Source organism: Arenimonas sp. (assembly GCF_036275555.1).
Taxonomy (GTDB): domain Bacteria; phylum Pseudomonadota; class Gammaproteobacteria; order Xanthomonadales; family Xanthomonadaceae; genus Arenimonas.
On record NZ_DASUDO010000025.1, the window covers coordinates 1 to 21,969 of the forward strand.

19 protein-coding genes are annotated in these 21,969 nt (G+C 70.2%); 9 read left to right on the forward strand and 10 right to left on the reverse strand.

Annotation, left to right across the window (positions count from 1 at the left end; genetic code table 11):
* Positions 1-139 precede the first annotated feature (139 nt).
* Together VFV21_RS06345 and VFV21_RS06350 are read right to left on the reverse strand one after the other, a co-directional pair.
* Positions 140-2,170: an alpha/beta hydrolase family protein gene (locus tag VFV21_RS06345; protein WP_329668622.1), complete on the reverse strand. Its 2,031-nt coding sequence runs from the start codon at positions 2,168-2,170 to the stop codon at positions 140-142.
* A 79-nt stretch (positions 2,171-2,249) separates the two neighbouring features.
* Positions 2,250-5,120: a TonB-dependent receptor plug domain-containing protein gene (locus VFV21_RS06350; protein ID WP_329668623.1), complete on the reverse strand. Its 2,871-nt coding sequence runs from the start codon at positions 5,118-5,120 to the stop codon at positions 2,250-2,252.
* 199 nt (positions 5,121-5,319) lie between these two features.
* Here VFV21_RS06350 and apbC point away from each other — a divergent pair, with 199 nt between their 5' ends.
* Complete coding sequence (apbC, locus tag VFV21_RS06355) at positions 5,320-6,405, forward strand: iron-sulfur cluster carrier protein ApbC (protein ID WP_329668624.1); 1,086 nt, start codon at positions 5,320-5,322, stop codon at positions 6,403-6,405.
* Between the two features lie 53 nt (positions 6,406-6,458).
* Entirely contained in the window at positions 6,459-7,028 is a 570-nt protein-coding gene (gene dcd, locus VFV21_RS06360) for a dCTP deaminase (RefSeq protein WP_034210655.1), read from the forward strand.
* 9 nt (positions 7,029-7,037) lie between these two features.
* Here the strand turns inward: dcd and VFV21_RS06365 are convergent, their stop codons facing one another.
* Genes VFV21_RS06365 through VFV21_RS06375 form a run of 3 tightly spaced genes read right to left on the reverse strand, consistent with a single transcriptional unit; the run spans position 7,038 to position 8,301 of the window.
* Positions 7,038-7,199, reverse strand: a complete 162-nt coding sequence (locus VFV21_RS06365) for a LiaI-LiaF-like domain-containing protein (protein WP_329668625.1) — start codon at positions 7,197-7,199, stop codon at positions 7,038-7,040.
* Entirely contained in the window at positions 7,196-7,624 is a 429-nt protein-coding gene (locus VFV21_RS06370; RefSeq protein WP_034210657.1) for an HIT domain-containing protein, read from the reverse strand. The genes VFV21_RS06365 and VFV21_RS06370 overlap by 4 nt, the downstream gene beginning before the upstream one ends.
* 11 nt (positions 7,625-7,635) lie before the next feature.
* On the reverse strand, positions 7,636-8,301 hold the full coding sequence (locus VFV21_RS06375) for a dienelactone hydrolase family protein (RefSeq protein WP_329668626.1): 666 nt from the start codon (positions 8,299-8,301) through the stop codon (positions 7,636-7,638).
* A gap of 97 nt (positions 8,302-8,398) precedes the next feature.
* On the opposite strand from VFV21_RS06375, the gene rimO reads away from it, so the two are divergent.
* Positions 8,399-9,733, forward strand: coding sequence for a 30S ribosomal protein S12 methylthiotransferase RimO (gene rimO, locus VFV21_RS06380; protein ID WP_329668627.1), 1,335 nt, complete (start codon positions 8,399-8,401; stop codon positions 9,731-9,733).
* Between the two features lie 194 nt (positions 9,734-9,927).
* On the opposite strand, the gene greB is transcribed toward rimO, so the two are convergent.
* The 3 genes from greB to VFV21_RS06395 form a co-directional block, all read right to left on the reverse strand.
* Complete coding sequence (greB, locus tag VFV21_RS06385) at positions 9,928-10,434, reverse strand: transcription elongation factor GreB (protein WP_329668628.1); 507 nt, start codon at positions 10,432-10,434, stop codon at positions 9,928-9,930.
* 2 nt (positions 10,435-10,436) lie between these two features.
* Entirely contained in the window at positions 10,437-11,993 is a 1,557-nt protein-coding gene (locus tag VFV21_RS06390) for an AbgT family transporter (protein ID WP_329668629.1), read from the reverse strand.
* Positions 11,994-12,084: 91 nt separating this feature from the next.
* Positions 12,085-13,581, reverse strand: a complete 1,497-nt coding sequence (locus tag VFV21_RS06395) for a helicase HerA-like domain-containing protein (protein WP_329668630.1) — start codon at positions 13,579-13,581, stop codon at positions 12,085-12,087.
* A gap of 105 nt (positions 13,582-13,686) precedes the next feature.
* Between VFV21_RS06395 and VFV21_RS06400 the strand changes: the two genes are divergently transcribed.
* Positions 13,687-15,141 (forward strand): transglycosylase SLT domain-containing protein, encoded by a 1,455-nt coding sequence (locus tag VFV21_RS06400; protein WP_329668631.1) that lies wholly within the window; start codon positions 13,687-13,689, stop codon positions 15,139-15,141.
* Here the strand turns inward: VFV21_RS06400 and VFV21_RS06405 are convergent.
* Together VFV21_RS06405 and VFV21_RS06410 are read right to left on the reverse strand one after the other, a co-directional pair.
* Complete coding sequence (locus tag VFV21_RS06405) at positions 15,138-15,614, reverse strand: hypothetical protein (RefSeq protein ID WP_329668632.1); 477 nt, start codon at positions 15,612-15,614, stop codon at positions 15,138-15,140. The genes VFV21_RS06400 and VFV21_RS06405 overlap by 4 nt on opposite strands.
* A complete protein-coding gene (locus VFV21_RS06410) occupies positions 15,611-17,641 on the reverse strand; it encodes a 3-hydroxyacyl-CoA dehydrogenase NAD-binding domain-containing protein (protein WP_329668633.1) in 2,031 nt (676 codons plus the stop codon). Before VFV21_RS06410 ends, VFV21_RS06405 begins: the two co-directional genes overlap by 4 nt.
* Before the next feature lie 149 nt (positions 17,642-17,790).
* Here VFV21_RS06410 and rpoE point away from each other — a divergent pair, with 149 nt between their 5' ends.
* The 5 genes from rpoE to VFV21_RS06435 are packed head-to-tail and all read left to right on the forward strand — an operon-like array spanning position 17,791 to position 21,874.
* Entirely contained in the window at positions 17,791-18,384 is a 594-nt protein-coding gene (gene rpoE, locus VFV21_RS06415; protein ID WP_329668634.1) for an RNA polymerase sigma factor RpoE, read from the forward strand.
* Entirely contained in the window at positions 18,381-19,043 is a 663-nt protein-coding gene (locus VFV21_RS06420; protein WP_329668635.1) for an RseA family anti-sigma factor, read from the forward strand. The genes rpoE and VFV21_RS06420 overlap by 4 nt, the downstream gene beginning before the upstream one ends.
* Positions 19,040-19,966: a MucB/RseB C-terminal domain-containing protein gene (locus VFV21_RS06425; protein WP_329668636.1), complete on the forward strand. Its 927-nt coding sequence runs from the start codon at positions 19,040-19,042 to the stop codon at positions 19,964-19,966. Before VFV21_RS06420 ends, VFV21_RS06425 begins: the two co-directional genes overlap by 4 nt.
* A complete protein-coding gene (locus tag VFV21_RS06430; RefSeq protein ID WP_329668637.1) occupies positions 19,959-20,408 on the forward strand; it encodes a SoxR reducing system RseC family protein in 450 nt (149 codons plus the stop codon). Before VFV21_RS06425 ends, VFV21_RS06430 begins: the two co-directional genes overlap by 8 nt.
* Positions 20,405-21,874, forward strand: coding sequence for a DegQ family serine endoprotease (locus VFV21_RS06435; RefSeq protein ID WP_329668638.1), 1,470 nt, complete (start codon positions 20,405-20,407; stop codon positions 21,872-21,874). The genes VFV21_RS06430 and VFV21_RS06435 overlap by 4 nt, the downstream gene beginning before the upstream one ends.
* The last annotated feature ends 95 nt before the right edge of the window (positions 21,875-21,969 follow it).

The following is a 21,969-nucleotide window of genomic DNA, read 5'->3' on the forward strand; positions in this document are numbered from 1 at the left end:
GTCGCTTTCTCCGAAATAAAAGGCTTCACGGAGGAGAAAGCGACCTTCGCTTCCGTGGTGACGCCGGCGCCAGAACTCCACCAAAAAAAGAGCCCGGCGAAAGCCGGGCTCTTGGTGTTGCGCGGTGACGCGGGAAGGATCAGGCGCCGGTGGTCGTGCCGCACTTGGTCTTGAGGAAGTTTTCCATCAGGCCCAGCGTGACCGACATGTGGCGCGGGTACCACGGCATGCTGTGCGGCATGTCCGGGATCAGGTGGAACTCCGCGTCGACCTTGTCCTTCACGCCGTTGTAGAAGTCACGCGCGTGGAAGGCCGGCGTGCGCACGTCGCGGTCGCCCACGTACAGCAGCACCGGGATGTTGGCCTTGTCCGTGTTCTGCATCGGGTCCATGCCCTTCACCGTGTCGCCCTGCACGATGCGCTGCAGGCGATTGTCGCTCCAGGACGTGCCCAGGCGGCCCAGGTCGGTGACCGGCGCGCCGGAGATGGCGCAGCGGTACGGGCTGTTCGGGCGGACCACCGCGGCGGCGGCGGCGAAGCCACCGTAGGAGTAGCCGAACATCACCATGCGCTTGGGATCGGCGATGCCCTGCTGCACCAGCCAGGCGGCGCCGTCGTCCTTGTCGTCCTGCATCTTCTGGCCCCATTCGGCGTCGCCGCTGGTCCAGAGCTTGCGGCCCAGGCCCTGCGAGCCGCGGTACTGCGGACGCAGCACGGCGTAGCCGCGCGAGGTCAGGAAGGGCACCCAGCCCGAGGCGTCCCAGCCGCCGAAGTCACGGGACCAGGGGCCGCCGTGCGGATGGATGACGGTCGGCAGCGGGCCGTCGGCCTTGGTCCAGCCGGCCGGCAGGTCGAGGATGGCCGGGATCTCCAGGCCATCGCGGGCCTTGTAGGTGACCCACTGCTGCTCGCCGATGTCGTTCGGGTCGATGCCGTCGCGGGTGACGCCCAGGGTCGAGACCTTGTTGCCGTCCACCAGCAGGCGGTAGGCCACCGGGTGGCGCGGGCTCTCGGTGGTGAACAGGATCTTGTTGCGATCGTCGGTCATGCTGCCGATCGAGACCTGCTGGCCCGGGAAGGCCTTCTTCAGGCCCTCGTGGATGGCCGCCAGCTGCGGGTCGATCCAGACCGTGTCGCCGTTCATGTTGGCGATGGTGAAGCCCAGCACCTTGTTGAAGTCACTCGGGCGCGAGCCCAGCACGATGCTGGCGATCGAGTACTTCGGGTGCGCCAGCAGCGGCTCGTCGTCGAACTTGCTGGTGGCCGGGTCGTACATGCGCGCCTGCACCAGGTCGGAGAAGGCGTCGGTGAGCACGTAGTACTTGCCGGTGGCCTCGTCCAGGCCGACCACGGCCATGGTGTAGCGGTCCTTGATCTTGCGCGACAGCGCCGGGTGCACCACGAACTCGTCGGTGCCGGCCTTGCGGATCTTGATGCGCTGCTCCAGGCCATCGGCGGTCGGCTCGATGGTGGTGGTGGTCAGCACTTCGCCGTTGCGCGGGTTCAGCAGGCCCGGCGCATCGCGGCCGCTGGCGCGGAACAGCAGCTCCGTCTTGTCGGTGGCGAGGTCGTAGCGGTAGTAGTTTTCCTGGAAGGTCAGCGGGTTGAGCCGCGACACGATCACCTTGGTCGGGTCCAGCGGCAGGCCGTTCACCAGGCTGGCGCTGCCGGCCAGCTCGAGGCAGCGCTCGGTCTGGGCGCTGACGCCGGCGGTACGGGTGCCGGCCGCGAAGGCCTCGGAAAACTCGGAATGCTTGGTGTCGGTCAGGTAGGCCTTGGACACGAAGGTCTTGGTCGAGCCGGTGCTGTTGCCTTCACCGCAGCCCTGCAGGGCGCCGGTCCATTCCTGGCGCGCGAACACGAACACGCGGTCGGCCTTCAGCGCCGAGGCGGCGATGAAGCGCATGCGGTCGCCCGAGGCGGTGACGGTGGGGCCGGCGGCGAGGTTGTCGAGCTGCCAGGTGGCCAGGGAGGTCTCGTAATCCTCGGCGCCTTCCTTGCCGATCAGGGCGACGATGTTCTTGCCGTCCGAGCTCATCGAGACGGATTGGATCTTGGGCATCGACGACAGCGCCTCGATCGAGATCGGGTCGCGCGCGGATGCGGAATTCACGGTCGCCAGCAGCGAGGCGGTGGCGATGGCCAGTAGGTTCTTGAAGCGGTTGCGCATGGTGCTTCTCCGGATGTACCTGTTTCCCCAAAAGAGACGGCCGGGATAACCCGGCCGTCTCCAAGACTACTGCTTTTTATCAGAAACGATAGGTCATGCGCGCGAACAGCGAGCGGCCGAACCAATCGTACTGGGTGGCAAACGCCGGGATGTTGCCGTAACGCGTGGCGGTGCCGGTCGAAACGTTCGGCGGATCCTTGTCGAGCACGTTGTCGATGCCGACCAGCAGGTCCCAGCTGTCCGCGCTGTAGAGGACGGACAGGCTGTGGTACAGGCGATCCTCGGCCACGGTGTCGTACACCGGGTTCGGGTTGCCGAAGTACGCAGCCGGCTGGGTGAAGTTGAAGTTCTCGGTCTCGTCCACGTAGCGCATGCCCCAGGTGTACGTGAAGTCACCGCGGGTCAGCGAGCTGCGGACGTTGCCGACGAGCTTCGGATAGCTGATCAGGCCGACGTAGTCGTTGCTGTCGAAGCCGCTCTCGAGGCTGCTGTCGAACAGCTGCTCGACGTTCTCCATCGTGTACGTGAACTGGCTCTCGACCTCGACCTTGCCGAAGTTGAAGTCGCCGTCCCAACGCAGGTTCAGGTCATAGCCACGGACCAGCTGCTTGTTGATGTTCAGGTACGAATCGGCGACGAACTCGATGTTGAGCGGGTTCGCGCCGGAACCGATGCGGTTGAACAGGTCGCAGTAGGCGTTCGGGTAGTTCGGCAGGGCATAGCAGCTGCCCACGATCGCGCCGGCGCCGAGCTGCGAGATCTGGTCACGCACGTCGATCTCGAAGTAGTCCACGGAAGCGGTGAAGTTCGCCCACGACGGGGTGAAGACGATGCCCGCGGTGGTCGCGGTCGAGGTCTCCGGCTTCAGGACGCCCAGGCCGCCACCGGTGATGATGGTGGCCGAGGAACCGGCGCCGTTGTAGTCAGACGGGATGCCTTCCGCAGCGCAGTTGTTGCGGATGTTCGGGTTGGTCGAGTTGCCCCAGTCGATGCAGGGATCGATCGCCAGCTGGCCGACGAACGAGGTCTGGTCACCCAGGAACAGCTCGTACAGGCCCGGGGCGCGGTACGAGGTGCCACGGGTGGCGCGGACGCTCAGCGACGGGATGATCTGCCAGCGCATGCCGATCTTCCAGATCGAGTCCGAGTCCGCCACGGTGTCGTACTTGAACACGCGGCCGGAAGCGTTGACCGCCAGCTCCTCGATGCCCGGGATGCCGGACAGCAGGGGCACTTCGATCTCGCCGAAGACTTCCTGCACGTAGTCCTTGCCCTCGGTGCCGGTGGCCGACGACTGGCCCCACAGGCGGCCGGTGCGCTCGAGCTCGCTCGGGTTGTCATCGATGCTGATGCGGCGGAACTCGGTACCGATCGCGGCGGCGACGACGCCGGCCGGCAGCTCGAACAGCTCGCCGGTGGCGGTGGCGTTGACCACGAACTGGTCATACACGGTGTTGCCGGTGTGCCAGACGCCGATTTCCTGCGCCAGGCGCTCCATGCCGCGACCGCTCAGGAAGACCGGGTCGAGGTAGTTGACCGGGGCGCCGCCACCGTCGAGGTCGCGGAAGCGATCGCCGGTCTTGTTGGCGTCGATGCTGAAGACTTCGTAGTCACCGTCCGAACGCGAGAAGGTGGTGTCGAAGTTCCAGGACCAGGTGCTGTCGCTGCCGAAGCCGCCCTTGAAGCTGGACGCCGCGTACATGAAGTCGACGTCGATGTTGGCGTCGGACTTGAACGGCATGATCGGCTGGGTGTTGATGCTCAGGCCCAGCGAGCGGTAGTCCATCGTCGGGAAGAACTGGCGGAAGCGACGCGACTCGGTCTCGCGGTTCGTGTACAGGAACTGGCCGCTCCAGTCCACGCGGTCGAAGCTGAAATCAGCGCCGACGAACAGGCTGCTGCGCTCCTGCGACGAGAAGATGTGCGACTCGGCGACGAAGTCGGCGTTCAGCACGTCCTCGTAGAACGCCGGGTTGCCGCCGGCGGCGACGCCGTTGGCGCGCGGGCGGTAGCCCGGGATCGGGCCGATGGTCACGCCGTTCGGCGACGGGACGTAGCGGTTCGCACCCGAGATGACGGTGTTGTGGTAGAGGTTGTTGCAACCACCCAGCGGGGTGTTGCCGATGACCGAGCGGTCCTGGCGGTCGATGATGTTGCCGTTGGCGTCACGCACCAGGTCCTGCGGGCAGGCCAGGAAGTCGCGGTCGCCGATGCTGAGCGGCTGCTGGTCGTAGAACTGGAAGGCGGCAACGATGCTGCCCTTGTCGAAGTTCCAGCCGGTCGCGCCGGACACCGAGTACGACGAACCGCCGGCTTCCTGCGGAAGGTCGGTTTCGAAGATCAGGGTCGGCTGGTCGACGCTCTTGCGGGTGATCAGGTTGACGACGCCGCCGATACCGTCGGAGCCGTAGATCGAACCGCCGCCGTCCTTGAGCAGCTCAACGCGCTGCAGGATGACCGACGGGATGACGTTCAGGTCGAACGCGCCGACCTGGCCGCGGGTACCGGCCGGGCCCGGGCGCTTGCCGTCGAGCAGGACCAGGGTGCGGGAGGCGCCGAGGCCGCGCAGGGCGATCGACTGGTTGCCGTTACCGCCCTCGACCACGAAGCCCGAGAACTGGTTGCTGATCTGGGTGGTGCCCGAGGCCACGCTGGTGGTCTGCAGGATCGAGGCCGTGTCCAGCTGGCCGGTGGTGGCGCTCACGTCGGCGGTGATGATCTGCACCGGCGACATCGAGTTGAAGCCCAGACGATTGATCAGCGAGCCGGTGACCGTGATGGTCTCCAGTTCGGTGGCATCGGCCGCGTTTTCTGCCGCCTGCTCCTCGTTTTCGGGCTCGGAGGGCGGGTCCTGGGCGAGAACCGCCGGACCATAGAGGCCGGCGACCACGGCTGCCACGAGGGGCAGACGAGCCAGCGACTTGTTACGCGTGTCTTTCTTGAGGGACATTGAAGCGTCTCCGCTGTTTTGGGTGGGTTCATGAAGCAGGTGACTTCTTAACATCGAACCAAGCCTTAACGCAAATTGAATTTTTGAAAGGCCACGGTCCTGTCACATTCCGCGGCTACCCTCGGCCCGGGGCTCCCGGGCTGCGTGGGCCCCGCCGGGGTGGCACCATGGCAGGCTGAATCCACGGCCCGGCCTCCCCATGACCCCCTCCGAAACCCTGATCCACGCCCTTGGCCAGCTGGCCGACCCCCACACCGGCCAGTCCCTGGCCGAGGCCCGCGCCATCCGGGGGCTGGGGCTCGACGGCGGCAAGGTGGCCGCCGAGATCCAGCTCGGTTATCCGGCGGCGGGCTGGCACGCGGCCCTGGCGGCCCAGGCCAAGGCCCTGCTGGAGGCCCAGCCGGGCGTCGACCAGGCCACCGTCTCGGTCGGCTCCCGGGTCCATGCGCACCGGGTGCAGAAGGACCTGACCCCGCTGCCCCAGGTCCGCAACATCATCGCCGTGGCCTCGGGCAAGGGCGGGGTGGGCAAGTCCACCACCGCCGTGAACCTGGCCCTGGCCCTGCAGGCCGAGGGGGCCCGGGTCGGCGTGCTCGATGCCGACATCTACGGCCCGTCCATCCCGAAGATGCTGGGCCTGCAGGGCCGCCCCGACAGCCCGGACGGCAAGTCGATCGAGCCCAAGCGCAACCACGGCCTGCAGGCCATGTCCATCGGCCTGCTGGTGGGCGAGGACACCCCGATGATCTGGCGCGGCCCGATGGTCACCCAGGCCCTGCAGCAGTTGCTCAACGACACCCGCTGGGACGACCTGGACTACCTGGTCATCGACCTGCCGCCCGGCACCGGCGACATCCAGCTGACCCTGGCGCAGCGGGTGCCCGTCTCGGGCGCGGTGATCGTGACCACCCCGCAGGACATCGCCACGCTCGATGCCCGCAAGGCCCTGCAGATGTTCGCCAAGGTCGAGGTGCCGGTGCTGGGCATCGTCGAGAACATGGCCGTGCACGTGTGCTCGAACTGCGGCCACAGCGAGCACGTGTTCGGCGCCGGCGGCGGCGAACGCATGGCGGCGCAGTACGACGTGCCGCTGCTGGGCGCGCTGCCGCTGGACATCCACATCCGCGAGCAGGCCGATTCCGGCACCCCCACGGTCGCGGCCGACCCGGGGTCGGCGCTGTCGCTGGCCTACCGGGACATCGCCCGCCGCACCGCGGCCCGGCTGTCGCTGCAGGCCCGCAACAAGGCCATCGCCTTCCCGAACATCGTCATGCAGGACACCTGAGCCGGCCCCGTCCCGCTAGAATCCCGCCTTCACTCCAGGAAACCGCGCCCCGCATGAGCATCAAGTCCGACAAGTGGATCCGCCGCATGGCCGAACAGCAGGGCATGATCGAGCCGTTCGAGCCCGGCCAGGTCAAGCACGGCGGCGACGGCCAGCGCATCGTCAGCTACGGCACGTCCAGCTACGGCTACGACGTGCGCTGCGCGCGCGAGTTCAAGATCTTCACCAACATCAACTCCACCATCGTCGACCCGAAGAACTTCGACCCGACCAGCTTCGTGGACGTGGTCTCCGACGTCTGCATCATCCCGCCCAATTCGTTCGCGCTGGCGCGCACCGTGGAGTTCTTCCGCATCCCGCGCGACACGCTGGTGGTGTGCCTGGGCAAGAGCACCTACGCCCGCTGCGGCATCATCGTCAACGTGACGCCGCTGGAGCCGGAGTGGGAGGGCCACGTGACGCTCGAGTTCAGCAACACCACGCCGCTGCCGGCCAAGATCTACGCCGGCGAGGGCGTGGCGCAGATGCTGTTCTTCCAGTCCGACGAAGTCTGCGAGACCTCGTACAAGGACCGCGGCGGCAAGTACCAGGGCCAGACCGGCGTGACCCTGCCGCGCACCTGAGGCGCGGCCTCAGCCCCGTTTCGCGAGCAGGCTCACGCCCAGCGCGATCAGCAGCACCGGCCACCACTTGAACAGGGTGGCCCAGATGCGGAACTCCGGGATCAGGTTGTTGGCCAGCAGCAGGGCGCCCAGCACGATCAGGATGATGGCGGACAGCACGTTCGACTTCATGGGGACTCCGGGGATTGGGCAGCGGCGGCCAGCGCCGAACGCAGCGAAGATAGCAGCGCCTCGCGCTCGCTGGCCACGTAGGGCTGGCGCGTGCCCGCGCCCCACACCGGCCCCGGCCAGGCGGCGTCGCCTTCCTGGCGCGCCACCACGTGCACGTGCAGCTGCCGCACCACGTTGCCCAGCGCGCCGATGTTGAGCTTGTGCACCGGCCCGAGGCCGCGCAGCAGGCGGCCGGCCAGGTTCACTTCGGCCAGCAGCAGGCGCTGGGCGGCGCCGTCGAGGTCGATCCACTCGGTGGCGCCGGGGACGCGCGGCACAAGCACCAGCCAGGGGAAGCGGGCGTCGTCCACCAGCCGGAACTGCGACAGGGGGCCATCGGCCACGAGCACGGAATCCGCGGCCAGGCGCGGATCAAGGTCGGTCATGTCCGGAGGCCTCAGCGCAGGTTCTTCTGGAAGAAGGCGAGGGTGCGGTCCAGCGCCTGCTTCGCGACCGCCTCGTTGTAGTCCGGGCGCTGGTCGCAGTTGAAGCCGTGGCCGGCGCCGGGCCAGACGTGGATCTCGGCGGCATCGCCCAGCGCCTCGCGGTGCTTGGCCACGTCGTCCGGCGGGATCAGCGGGTCGTTTTCGCCGAAGTGGAGCATCAGCGGCGCCTTCGGCCGCTCCTTCAGCAGGGGCACGGTGCGGCCGCCGTAGTAGCTGACCGCCGGCAGGCCGATGCGGGCGTTGGCCAGGTAGGCCACCGACCCGCCCCAGCAGAAACCGACCACGCCCACGCGGTTCTCGGACTCCAGCACGTCGTAGGCGCCGCGCACGCCGTCCAGCGCGCCGCCGAAGCCCAGTGCTTCCGTGAGTGCCCGGCCCCGGGCGACCCCGGCCTCGTCGTAGCCCAGCTCGACCCCGCGGTCGACCAGGTCGAACAGGGCGGGTGCCACCGCCAGGTAGCCGTAGTTGGCGAACCGGTCGGTGACCTGGCGGATGTGCGGGTTCAGGCCGAAGATTTCCTGGACCACGATGATGGCGCCGCGGGGCTTGTCGTGCGGCTTGGCTTCCCAGGCCGAGATGCGCCCGTGGCGGGTGGAGATCGAGATCGTCTGGCCCATGCTTGCTTCCCCTGCATCGATGTCCCGCCGGCTAGCCTACACCGGCCCGGCGGCCCCGGAGGGGTATACTCCGCCCCCCTCACCGAGCCCCGCGCCCATGTCCGCCAGCCACCCGAAGGTGGGTTTCGTCAGCCTAGGCTGCCCGAAGGCCCTCGTAGACTCCGAACGCATTCTGACCCAGCTTCGGGTCGAGGGTTACGAGATCGTGCCCAGCTACGACGCCGCCGACGTGGTCGTGGTCAACACCTGCGGCTTCATCGACTCGGCCGTGGCCGAGAGCCTGGACGCGATCGGCGAAGCCATCGCCGAGAACGGCAAGGTCATCGTCACCGGCTGCCTGGGCAAGCGCCCGGAGCAGATCCGCGCCGCGCACCCGGACGTGCTGTCGATCAGCGGCCCGCAGGATTACGCCAGCGTGATGTCGGCCGTGCACCAGGCGCTGCCGCCGCGGCACGACCCGTTCGTGGACCTGCTGCCGGACTACGGCCTCAAGCTCACGCCCAAGCACTACGCCTACCTGAAGATTTCCGAGGGCTGCAACCACCGCTGCAGCTTCTGCATCATTCCCTCGATGCGCGGCGACCTGGTGTCGCGCCCGGTCGACGAAGTGCTGCGCGAGGCCGAGAAGCTGGCCCGCGGCGGCGTGAAGGAGCTGCTGGTGGTGTCGCAGGACACCAGCGCCTACGGCGTGGACATGAAGTACGCCGCCCGCGAATGGCGCGGCAAGGACTACCAGACCCGCATGAAGGGCCTTTGCGAAGGCCTGTCCGAACTCGGCCTGTGGACGCGCCTGCACTACGTCTATCCGTACCCGCACGTCGACGACATCATCCCGCTGATGGCGGACGGCAAGCTGTTGCCCTATCTCGACATCCCGTTCCAGCACGCCAGCCCGCGCATCCTGAAGTTGATGAAGCGGCCGGGCGCGGTGGACAAGACCCTCGAGCGGATCCAGCGCTGGCGCGATATCTGCCCCGAGATCACGATCCGCAGCACCTTCATCGTCGGCTTCCCGGGCGAGACCGAGGAGGACTTCGAGCAGCTGCTGGCCTTCCTCGACCAGGCCGAGCTCGACCGCGTCGGCGCCTTCGCCTATTCGCCGGTGGAGGGCGCCGGCGCCAACGACCTGCCGGGCGCCGTGCCCGAGGACGTGAAGCAGGAGCGCCTGGCGCGCTTCATGGCCCTGCAGGCCGAGATCAGCGCCGACAAGCTCGAGCGCAAGGTCGGCACGGTGCAGACGGTGATCATCGACGAGATCGACGGCGAGCTGGCGATCGGACGCTCGAAGGCCGACGCGCCGGAGATAGACGGCCTGGTGCAGATCCAGGACGGCGCCGCGGCGGGCCTCAAGCCCGGCGATTTCTGCGAAGTCCGCATCATGGGCAGCGACGAACACGACCTCTTCGGCCTCGTCGGCGACGACGAGGACTGAGCTGCGGCTGGCGCGGTTGGTCTTGCGGGGCTTCTTTAGACGCGGATTTACGCGGATGAACGCGGATAGGGCAAAGGCTGGAGGGGATATTCGCCGGTCTTTGCAACCCGCGAAGAGCCCATCGCGAATGCTTTTTCCCTATCCGCGTTCATCCGCGTAAATCCGCGCCTGGAAATCTTCCCCACCCGCGGCCGCTACGCCGACTCGTACGAGACGGAGAGGACTAGGTAGCGGGCGGGGCCGGCGGGGAGCTGGACTTCGAACTCGTCGTCGACGCGCTTGCGCAGGGCGGCGCGGGCCAGCGGGGAGTCGATGCTGATCCAGCCGGCCTTGGCGTCGGTTTCGTCGGGGCCGACGATGCGGTAGCGCGCGCTGTCGCCGCTGACTTCGTCTTCGATCTCGAACACCGCGCCGAAGAAGATCGCGCCCGGATCGGACGGCGCGCCCTCGGCCACTTTCAGCGCCTCGAGCCGCTTGGTCAGGTAGCGCACGCGCCGGTCGATCTCGCCCAGCTGCTTCTTGCGGTAGGTGTACTCGGCGTTCTCGCTGCGGTCGCCCTCGGCGGCGGCCTCCGCCAGCGCCTTGACCACCGCCGGGCGCCGCACGCGCCAGAGCTCGTCGAGCTCGGCGCGCAGGCGCTCGAAGCCGGCGCGGGTGATGATCGCCGTCGAGCCCTCGGCCGGCGGCCGCCAGCGCCCCACGGTCAGCCCGCGGCGGGCGCCACCGCCGGGTAGGACAGCGGCGCGTCCAGGCCCAGCGGCCAGCCCATCAGGATCCAGACGCTGAACAGCGCCGCCCAACCGATCAGGAACACGATGGAGTAGGGCACCATCGTGGCCACCACCGTGCCGATGCCGGCCTTGGGCTCGTAGCGCTGCAGGAAGGCGATCACCAGCGCGAAGTAGCTCATCATCGGCGAGATGATGTTGGTGACCGAATCACCGATGCGGTAGGCCGTCTGCGTCACTTCCGGCGAATAGCCCAGCAGCATGAACATCGGGATGAACACCGGCGCCATCAGCGCCCACTTGGCCGAGGCCGAGCCCATGGCCAGGTTCACCAGCGCGGTGAGCAGGATGAAGCACAGCAGCAGCGGGATCTTCGGCAGGCCGATCGCCTTCAGGGTTTCCGCGCCCTCGACCGCGAAGATCAGGCCCAGCTGGGTCCAGTTGAACAGCGCCACGAACTGCGCCGCGAAGAACACCAGCACCAGGTAGCTGGCCAGCGTGCCCATGGACTTGGACATGCCGTTGACCACGTCGGCATCCGACTTGATGGTGCCCGCGCCGATGCCGTAGGCGATGCCCACCAGCGCGCCGGCGACGAAGATCAGGGCCACGATGCCGTTGAGGAAGGGCGCCAGCGACTTGAGCGTATCGGCCTCGCCCGCCAGGCGCAGCGCGCCATTGGCCGGCACCGTGGCCAGCAGCACCAGCGCGGTCAGCACCAGCGTGGCGACGCCGGCGTAGGCCAGGCCGCGCTTCTCGGCGGCGCTCAGGCGCTCGATCTTCTCGTCGCCCCGCCCGTAGTCGCCGTCCGGGAAGCGGCGCGCGACGATCTTTTCGGTCACGAACCAGCCCAGCAGCGTGATCAGCGGCGTCGAGGCCTGCATGAAGAACAGGTTGGCCGCGGCGTTGACGGAGTAGGTGGGGTCGACGATCCGCGCCGCCTCCTGCGACAGGCCCGAGAGCAGCGGGTCGATGGTGCCCAGCAGCAGGTTGGCCGAGTAGCCGCCGGACACGCCGGCGAAGGCGGCGGCGATGCCGAGGATCGGGTGGCGTCCCGCCGCCACGTAGAGCAGCCCGGCCAGCGGCACCAGCAGCACGTAGCCGATCTCGCTGGCCATGTTCGACATCACGCCCGCGAACACCACGATCGGCGTCAGCAGGAAGCGCGGGGCGTTGAGCACGACGATGCGCAGGCAGGCGCCGATCAGGCCGCTGTGCTCGGCCACGCCGATGCCGATCAGGGCCACCAGCACGGTGCCCAGCGGCGCGAAGCCGGTGAAGTTGGTGACCAGCGAGGCCATGATCCGCTGCAGGCCGTCGACGCTGAGCAGGTTCACCGGCGTCACCAGTTCGCCGGTCTTGGGGTGCGCCACCGACAGGTCGAACTGGGCGGCAATCGCGCTCGCCACCACCACGGCCAGCGTGAGCAGGAAGAACAGCGTCGCCGGGTGCGGGAGCAGGTTGCCGGCGTACTCGACGATGCCGAGGAAACGGTCGACGGCGGTGCGCCGCGGGGTCGTGGCTTGGGTCATGGGGTCGGGCTCATGCGATCGTCGGGGCCGGGCCCCGGGGCGCCCGACTATAACCGACACCGGCGCGAGCGTCGTCCCGGTTGGCGCTGTTTCAGCGCTTCTTCCCGCCCAGCAGGCTGCCCAGGATGCCGCGCAGGATCTGCCGGCCGATGCCGTTGGCCACCGTGCGCGTGGCCGATTTCGCGGCGGCCTCCACCGCGCCCTGGCGGCGCTTGTTGCCCCACAGGAACTCTTCGAACTTCGAGGGCTTCTCCGGTTCGGGCTTCGGGGCCGGGGCGTTCGGGCCGGGCGCCGGGGCCTCGGGAGCCGCGGCCTGCTCGGCGCGCCTGGCCAGCATCTCGAAGGCCGATTCGCGGTTGACCGCGGTGTCGTACTTGCCGCCCACCGGGCTGCGCGCGCGCACCGCGGCGCGCTCGGCCTCGGTGATCGCGCCCATCCGGCAGCGCGGCGGCGCGATCAGGGCGCGCTCGACCGGCATCGGCACGCCTTTGTCCAGCAGCATCGACACCAGCGCCTCGCCCACGCCCAGCTCGCCGATCACCTTGGCGACGTCGAGCTTGGGGTTCTGCACGAAGGTTTCCGCGGCGGTGCGCACCGCCTTCTGGTCGCGCGGCGTGTAGGCGCGCAGCGCGTGCTGCACGCGGTTGCCGAGCTGGCCCAGCACGGTGTCGGGGATGTCATCGGGGTTCTGCGAGCAGAAGTACACGCCGACGCCCTTGGAGCGGATCAGGCGCACCACCTGCTCGACGCGCTGCTGCAGCGCCGGCGGGCAGTCGTCGAACAGCAGGTGCGCCTCGTCGAAGAAGAACACCAGCTTGGGCACGTCCAGGTCGCCGACCTCGGGCAGGGTCTCGAACAGCTCGGACAACAGCCAGAGCAGGAAGCTCGAATACAGCCGCGGCCGCAGGATCAGCTGGTCGGCGGCGAGCAGGTTGATGACGCCGCGGCCGGACATGTCCTGGCGCATCAGGTCGGCCAGCTGCAGCGCCGGTTCGCCGAAGAACTGCTTGCCGCCGTCCTGCTCGAGCCGCAGCAGCGAGCGCTGGATCGCGGCGACCGACTGCGGGCTCACCAGCCCGTACTGCTGGGAGATGTCCTTCTTGTTCTCGGTGACGAAGTTGAGCAGGGCGCGCAGGTCGTCGAGGTCGAGCAGCAGCAGGCCGTGGTCGTCGGCCAGCTTGAAGGCGATGTCCATCACGCCGGACTGGGTGTCATTGAGCTCGAGCATGCGCGACATCAGCGCCGGGCCGACCTCGGACACGGTGGTGCGCAGCGGGTGGCCGAGCTTGCCGTACAGGTCCCAGAACACCACCGGGCTGGCCTCGTTGGCGTAGCCCTCGACGCCGATCTGCTGCACGCGCGCGGCGATCTTTTCATTCGAGACCCCCGCCATCGCGAGCCCGGCGATGTCGCCCTTCACGTCGGCCATCACCACCGGCACGCCCAGCCGCGAGAAACCCTCGGCCATCACCATCAGCGTCACCGACTTGCCGGTGCCGGTGGCGCCGGCGACCAGGCCGTGGCGGTTGCCGTACTTGCCCAGCAGGCGCACGGGCAGGTCGCCCTTGCCGATCAGGATGTCGCTCATCAGGGGGAACTCCGGGGGCGGGTGTCGCCCCGATTCTAGCCGCGGCCGCTTGCCGCCGCGCGACCGCGGCCGCTAGGCTGCGCGCCTGCCGTCCCGGATGCCGCCATGCGCGCCTCGCTCCTGCTGTCCTGCCTCGCCCTCCTGCTGTTCGCCGCCGCCCCGGCCGACGCCCGCCGCATTTCGGCCAATGCGCAGAAGCTTTACGACACCCTGGCCCAGGCCAGCGACGACTACCGCGAGGGGCTCGCCATGATCCGGCGCGGCGACACCACGCCCGGCCGGGAGGCCACGCGCGATGCCGCGGCCCGCCTGCTCGAGGCCGGCCGCCGCTGCCAGGACACGCGCGGCTGCGACGGCGCCCGTTTCCTCGCGGCCTACGACGCGCTGGTGCAGGAGGGCGCCGAGCTGGCCGCCGGCGGGGAGGGCTTCGGCGCCACCGCCCCGGCGGGACCGGCGGCGGGCGAAGCCTCGATCACCTCGCTGATGCCCGAGGCTGGCCGCAGCGCGACCCTGCTCAAGGGCCAGGACCTGCGCCAGCTGATCGAGCTCAACGAGCCGGTGAAGGCCGCGCTGGCCGAATGGCTGACCTGGATGCGCCCCAGCCTGATCACCAGCTGGGAGAACTACCAGCAGATGCGCTTCCTGATGTGGCCCGAGTACGAGCAGGCGGGCCTGCCCGAAGCGCTGCTGTTCGGCATCCTGGCCAAGGAGTCCAACGGCCGCGTGCACGCGGTGTCGCGCGCCGGGGCCGCCGGACCGATGCAGTTCATGCCGGCCACCGGCGCCCGTTTCGGCCTCGGCTGGCGCGACGGCTTCGACACCCGCTACGACCCGCAGCTGGCCGCGCGCGCCAGCGTGCTTTACTTCAACGAGCGCTTCGCCGAGCTCAACAATGACCTCGAGTTCGCGGTCGCCGCCTACAACGGCGGCGAGGGGCGGGCGCTGCGGCTCAAGCGGGCGGCCGGCGACAAGTCGTTCTGGGATCCGTCCGTCTACGGCCAGCTGCCGCCCGAGACCCGCGACTACGTGCCCTACGTGCTGGCCGCGGCCTGGCTGTTCCTGCACCCGGAGGAATACGGCCTGGAGTTCCCGAAGGTGGACGGCGCCGCGACCGTGATGAAGCTGCAGGCGCCGGCCTCGATCTACCAGCTGGCGATCTGCCTGGGCGGTCCGCGCGAAGGTTATTTCCGCGCGCTGCGCAACCTCAACCCGCGCTACGAGCCGCACGTGCCGATCGCCGGCGGCACCGAGCTGCGGGTGCCGGTGGCGGTGCCACCGCGCTACCAGCAGTCCTGCGTCAGCGGCCCGCGGGCCGAGCTCGCGGTGGCGCTGATGGCGGCCAGCAAACCGACCGCGCCGCCCACCGCGTCCCGCCCGCCGGCCGGCGCCACGGCCGGTGCGTCGGTGCGCAGCTACCGCGTGCGTTCGGGCGACACCCTGAGCAGCATCTCGCGCCGCCACGAGTGCCGCGGCGCCACCCAGCTGGCGCGAGCGAACGGCCTGCGCCCGCCGTTCGTGATCCGCGCGGGCCAGTCGCTGAAGCTGATCGGCTGCGGCTAGTCCGCGGCGTCCGGCGCTGGCACTGGCGCCGGTGCCGCTTCCGCGGCTGCGGCCGCGGCCTGCGTTGCGTCCTCGGCGCGGCTGCCGCGGCGCAGCTCCCAGGCGTATTCGCCCTCGGCCAGCGGCGACACGCTCAGCTCGAGCGAGACGGGCCGGATGCACGTCGCGACGGGTTCGCCGGCGGTGACCGACGCGAGCTGCACCGGCACCCAGGCCACGACGCGCCCGTCGTCTGCCTCGACCTCGACTTCGACCGGGCCGGTGGCGATCGACTCGCGCGAATTCATCCAGACGGTGAGCGAGTGCACGGCTTGCCCGGGGCGCTCCCAGCGGGTCGCCGCGGGCGCGTCGGCGCCGCTGCTGCAGCCCGGGTCGATGACCCGCAGGTAGGCGACGGGCGTCGGGTCGGACGCCGCGGCGGTCCCCGCCAGCAGCAGCGTCGCCAGCGCGATGGCACCCCGCCCTCGGGTCACAGCGATTCCCAGCCCGCGCGCGGCTTGAAGCGGGCGCCGTAGCGGGTGTGCAGGGTGTCGAGGCGGGCCCTTAGCTTGTCGGCGCCCACGGCCTTGATGTGCTGGATCGGGCCGCCGCGGAAGGGCGCGAAGCCGGTGCCGAAGATCACGCCGGCGTCGAGCAGGTCGGCGTCGGACACCACGCCGTCGTGCAGGCAGGACACCGCCTCGTTGAGCAGGGGCAGGATCAGGCGATCCTCGAGGTCTTCGGGCGCCTGGTAGTCCTTCGGCACCTCGGGCTTCACCGCGCGGCCGTTTTCCCACTTGTACAGGCCCTGGCCGTCCTTCTTGCCGCGCTTGCCGTCTTCGACCTTGAAGGCATCGGGCAGGGGCACGCCGTGGAAATCGGCCATGATCTTGCCGACCGAGGCCGCGACGTCGAGGCCCACGGTGTCCACCAGCTCGATCGGGCCCATGGGCATGCCGAACTTCAGCGCCACCTTGTCGATCACCGGGCCCGGTATGCCTTCCGAGAACGCGATGATCGCTTCCTGCATGTAGGGCGCCAGGATGCGGTTGACCAGGAAGCCCGGCGTGCCGGCGACCGGCACCGGCAGTTTGTCGATGGCCTTGCAGAATGCGGCGAGGCGGCGCTCGGTCTCGGCGTCGAGGCCGTCGTGGCGGACGATCTCGACCAGCGGCATCAGCGCCACCGGATTGAAGTAGTGCAGGCCGGCGAAACGCGCCGGGTCCTTGCGGCCCTCGCGCAGCGCGGTGAGCGGGATGGACGAGGTGTTCGAGACCAGGATCGCGCCGGGCTTCAGCGTTTGCTCGACCTTGGCGAACAGCGCCTGCTTGGCTTCCAGGTTCTCGAAGATCGCCTCGATCACCAGGTCGGCGTCGGCCGCGCCCGCGCCTTCGACGTCGGCCTTGAGTCGGGCGCTGGTCGCGGCGCGCTTGGTTTCGTCCTTCACCTTCTTTTCGAACAGCTTGGCCGCGCGGTCCAGGGCCGGCTGGATGTACTTCATCTCGCGGTCCTGCAGCGTCACCTCGAAGCCGCGCAGTGCGCACCAGGCGGCGATGTCGCCACCCATCACGCCGGCGCCGATGACGTGCACCTTCTGGATGCCGTGGTCCTTGCCGCCCAGCGACTTCAGGCGATCCATCAGGAAGAACACGCGCACCAGGTTGTGCGCGGTCGGCGTCGCGGCCAGCTTCACCACCGACTTCGCCTCGGCCTTCAGCGCCGCGTGCACCGGCAGGCCGCCGCTGCGGCGCCAGGTCTCGATCAGCGCGAACGGGGCGGGGTAGTGCTCCTTGCGCGCCTTGCGGGCGACCTGCTTGGCGATCTGCGGTGCCAGGATGGCGCGGCCGGGGCCGGTGTTCGTGGCCCACGCCAGGAAGCGCTGCTTGAACGGGCGGGTGGTGCCGCGCTGGGCCAGCTTCACCGCTTCATCCAGCAGCACGGCGGGCGCGACGACCTTGTCCACCAAGCCGATGGCGCGCGCCGCCGAGGCCGAGAGCGAGCGGCCGGTCAGCATCAGGTCCATCGCCGCCGGGGCGCCCAGCAGGCGCGGCGCGCGCACGCTGCCGCCCCAGCCCGGGTAGATGCCCAGCTTCACTTCGGGAAGGCCGATGCGGGTCTTCTCGTCATTGCTGGCGATGCGGTAGCGGCAGGCCAGCGAGATCTCGGTGCCGCCGCCCATGCAGTGGCCGTGGATCGCCGCCACGGTGGGGCAGCGCAGCTCGGCCAGCTTCTGGAACACCAGCTGGCCGTGGCGGATCCAGTCCTCGGTCTGGCCCTTGGCGGCGATGTCGCCGAAGCCCTTGATGTCGGCGCCCGGGATGAAGCCGGCGGCCTTGCCGGAAATGATGACGACGCCCTTGGGCAGTTCGAGCGCGATACGCTCGACCATGGACTCGAGCTCGTCGAGCACGGCCCGCGACAGCGCGTTGACGTTCTGGTCGGCCCGGTCGAGGGTCAGGACCAGGATGCCGTCGGGGCGGGGGTCGGCACGCCAGTGCGCGAGGCGAAGTCCGTCGAACATGGCGGTCTCCATACGATGGGGTAGGGAAGGGAGGACGTATCATCCCGGCAGGACCCCGGGGGGTCAACGCCGGTTTGCACCGGCGGGAACTTTCCCCGGCGGCGGATGTCCATTGAGCGGCCCGGATGGCCGCAGGAGCAGCGGCCCGGATGGGCGACAACGAACTGGACCTGGTCCTCGTCAAGCGTGTGCAGGGTGGCGACAACTCGGCCTTCGACCTGCTGGTGCGCAAGTACCAGCACCGGATCGGCGCCGTGGTGTACCGCTTCGTGCCCGATCACGCCGAGGCCCAGGACATCACCCAGGATGCGTTCATCCGCGCCTATCGGGCGCTGCCGAACTTCCGCGGCGATGCCCAGTTCTATACCTGGCTCTACCGGATCGCCGTGAACACCGCCAAGAACCACCTCGTCGCCAGCAAGCGCCGCCCCCCGACCGCCGACATCGCGGCCGAGGACGCCGAGCATCTCTCCGGCGGCGGCCGCCTGCACGACCACGACACCCCGGAACACCAGCTTCTGCGCGGCGAGATCGAGCAGGCCGTCACCGACACGGTGGCCGGCCTGCCCGAGGAGCTGCGCCAGGCCATCACCCTGCGCGAGGTGGACGGCCTGAGCTACGAAGAGATCGCCCGGCTGATGCAGTGCCCGATCGGCACCGTGCGCTCGCGCATCTTCCGTGCCCGCGAAGCGATCGACCAAACCCTGCGACCCCTGATGGACAGCGAACGAGTGCGCCCATGACCGACATCGATGACCGCCTGAAGGAACAGCTCAGCGCCTGGCTGGACGGCGAGCTGCCGGCCGACGAGGCCCGCTTCCTGCAGCGGCGACTGGACAACGACCCGGCCCTGCGCGCGCAATTCGAACGCTGGCAGCTGGCCTCGGCCTGCCTGCGCGGCCAGCCGGTGCGGCTGATGCCCGCGGCGTTCGCCGGACGCGTGCAGGCCGGCCTGGGTCCGGCGGCCACGGCGCGTGCGCGCTGGCCCTGGTTCGCCAGCGCCGCGGCGGCGGTGCTGATGGTGGCCCTGCTGCCGAACATGCTGGCCCCCGACGCCGGCCCGGGCCTGCCGGCGACGGCCGGGCTGGCCGAGGCGCCCGCGCCCGCCGCGACGTCCGCGCTGCCCGCGACGCCGTCCGCGGCGCTGCCCGAATTCGAGTCGGTGGCCTCGGCGCCCTCGTCGCCGCTGCCGTCGGTGCGTGATTTCCCGCTCACCAGCCCAACCGCCGGCAAGGCCTGGCCGCGTTCGCCGGTCGTGGCCGGCGAGCGTTCGCTGCAGGCCTACCTCGTGCGCCACAACGCGCTGGCGGCGGGAGACGGCGTCGGCGGTTTCCTGCCCTACGTGGACGTGGTCACGCAGGAGGCCGAGGCGGCGCCCGCGCCGGAGGATCGCCGCGAGTGAGGCCCGCCTGGCTGGTCCTGCTGCTGGCGCTGGCCGGGCCGCTGCAGGCCGCGGTGGGCGCGGGCGACTGGCTGGCGCGGATCGAGCCGGCGCTGCGCGGGCTCGATTACCAGGGCACCCTGGTGCACGTCACCGGTGGCCGCGTGGAAACGGTCCGGCTGTTCCACCGTCGCGACGGCGATCGCGAACGCGAGCGCCTGGTGGCGCTGGGCGGCGCCCCGCGCGAGGTCATCCGCGACGGCCGGAAGGTCATGTGCCTGGGCGGGGGCGACGGACCACTCGCCTTCGAAGTCACGGCGCACGGCGGCTGGAGCCCCGCGCTCGCCCTGTCCGCGGCGGGCGACCTGACGGGCTATCGCGTGCAGCTGGCCGGCAGCGACCGCATCGCGGGCCACGCGGCCCAGCGCATCGACATCCTCGCCACCGACCGCTGGCGCTACGGCTACCGGCTGTGGCTGGAGCGCAAGACCGGCCTGCCGCTGCGCGTGGACCTGGTGGATGCGCAGGGCGCCGCGGTCGAGCACGTCGCGTTCACAGAGTTGGCGATCGGGCGCCGGCCGCGCGACGAAGACCTCGAGCCCTCCACCGACCGCGGCCTGGTCGCGCTGGCCCCGCTCGCCGCCGCGCGCACGGTCGCGCCGGACTGGCGCGTGCCGGCGCCGCCGCCGGGTTTCACGCTGCGCTCGGCGCGGCGGGACGACGCCGGGCTGCAGCTGCTCTACAGCGACGGGCTGGCCAGCGTGTCGGTCTACGTCGAGCGCGCCGACCCGAACCGCCGCGCCGCCAGCGCCAGCCGGCAGGGCGCGGTGCACGCGCAGTCCTTCCAGTCGGCGGGCTGGCACGTGCTGGCGATCGGCAAGGTGCCGGCCGGCACCGTCGCGCACCTGGCGCGCACCGTGCGTGCGGTGGACGCCGATGGCTGAGCGCGAGGTCGAGGTGATCGGCGTCCAGGACGGGCAGCTGAGCCTGCGCCTGCTGGGCGGGCCTTGCTCGGGCTGCGAAGGCGGCTGCGCCGGTCGCTGCAACCTGTTTGCCACGACCGACGCCGGCGAATTCGTCCTCGCGGGCGCCGGCGTTGACGACGCACGGCCCGGCCAGCGCTATCGCCTCGCGATCGACGACGAGGCCCTGCGTCGCGCCGCCTGGCTCGGCTACGGTCGCGCGCTGCTGGGCCTGCTGCTCGGCGCGCTCGCGGGCTACGCCGTCGGCGCGGCGTGGCCGGTCGCGCGCGATGGCCTGACCCTCGCCGGCCTGCTGGCGGGAACTTTCCTGGCAGCGCGCGCCTCCAAGCGCCACTTGCCCGCGCCGCGGCTGCTGCCCGCCGCCGGCGCCACCCCCAACCCCTGCAAGAGTGATTGCCCATGAGCCTGTCCTACCGCCATGTCCTCGCCATCGCCCTGCTGCTGCCGCTTGGCTTCGCCCAAGCGCAGTCGCCCGCCGCGCCGGAGTCGGCCCCGCTGGTGCAACTGCCCGACTTCACCCGGCTGGTGGAGCGCACCGGCCCGGCCGTGGTCAACATCGAAGCCACGATCGGCGGTGGCGACGCCCGTGACGACGAAGACGCCGCGGCCGAGGGCGCGCCGCCGATGCCCGAGGACATGCCCGAATTCTTCCGGCGCTTCTTCGGCCAGCCCGGCTTGCCGGGGCGCCCGGGTCAGGGCCCGCGCGGCGGCGTGTCGCAGGGCTCGGGTTTCATCATCTCGGCCGATGGCTACGTGCTCACCAACCACCACGTGGTCGAAGGCGCCACCGACATCGTGGTGCGGCTGAACGACCGCAACGAGCTCAAGGCCGAACTGGTCGGCAGCGATCCGCTGTCCGACGTGGCCCTGCTCAAGGTCGACGGCCGCGGCCTGCCGGTGCTGAAGATCGGCGATTCCCGCGGCCTCAAGGCCGGCCAGTGGGTGCTGGCGATCGGCTCGCCCTTCGGCTTCGAGCACTCGGTCACCGCCGGCATCGTCAGTGGCGTCGGCCGCCGCTCGCTCGATCCCAGCCAGCAGTACGTGCCCTTCATCCAGACCGACGTGGCCATCAACCGCGGCAACTCCGGCGGACCGCTGCTCAACACCCGCGGCGAGGTGGTCGGCATCAACTCGCAGATCTTCTCGAATTCGGGCGGCTACATGGGCGTGAGCTTCGCGATCCCGATCGAGGTGGCGATGAACGCCGTGCGCCAGCTGCGCGACACCGGCAAGGTGGTGCGCGGCCAGCTCGGCGTGCGCATCCAGGACGTGGACCGCGAGCGCCTGGCCGAGTTCGGCCTGGACCGACCGGTCGGCGCCTTCGTCGATTCGGTCGAGAACGGCAGCGCCGCCGCCCGCGCCGGCATCCGCCCGGGCGACGTGATCACCCGCTTCAACGGCCGCGAGATCGGCCGCTCGGCCGAACTGCCGCCGATGGTGGGCGCCATGCCGCCGGGCAGCCGCGCCAGCGTCACCCTGATGCGCGACGGCAAGCCGCTCGACCTGGTCGTGACCCTGTCGGCCCTGGATACCGCCGCGGCGCCGTCGGCACCGGCAGGGCAGGGTGCGGCCCCGGCCCCCGCGGCCGGCAACGCGCTGGGGGTCGTGGTCGAGGAGCTCGACGCCTCGGCCCGGTCCGCGCTGGGACTGCGGGCGGGCGAGGGCGTGCTGGTCGGCCGCGTGGCCGGGCTGGCCGCTCGCCAGGCCGGGCTGGCGCCGGGCGACGTGATCCTGCAGGTGGGTCGCGCCGACATCGGCTCGGTGGCCGACTTCGAGGCCGCCGTGAAGGACCTCGGTTCCGGCGACGAAGTGCGCCTGCTGGTGCGCAACGCGCGCAGCACCGGCTTCGTGACCTTCACGCTGCGCTGAGCCCCGGGACCGGGCCGGCCCGCCCCCGCGGCGGGCCAGGCCCCGGGGGCTGTGCGATAATCCGCCGTTTACCGCCACCGACCGGCAGCCGTCCC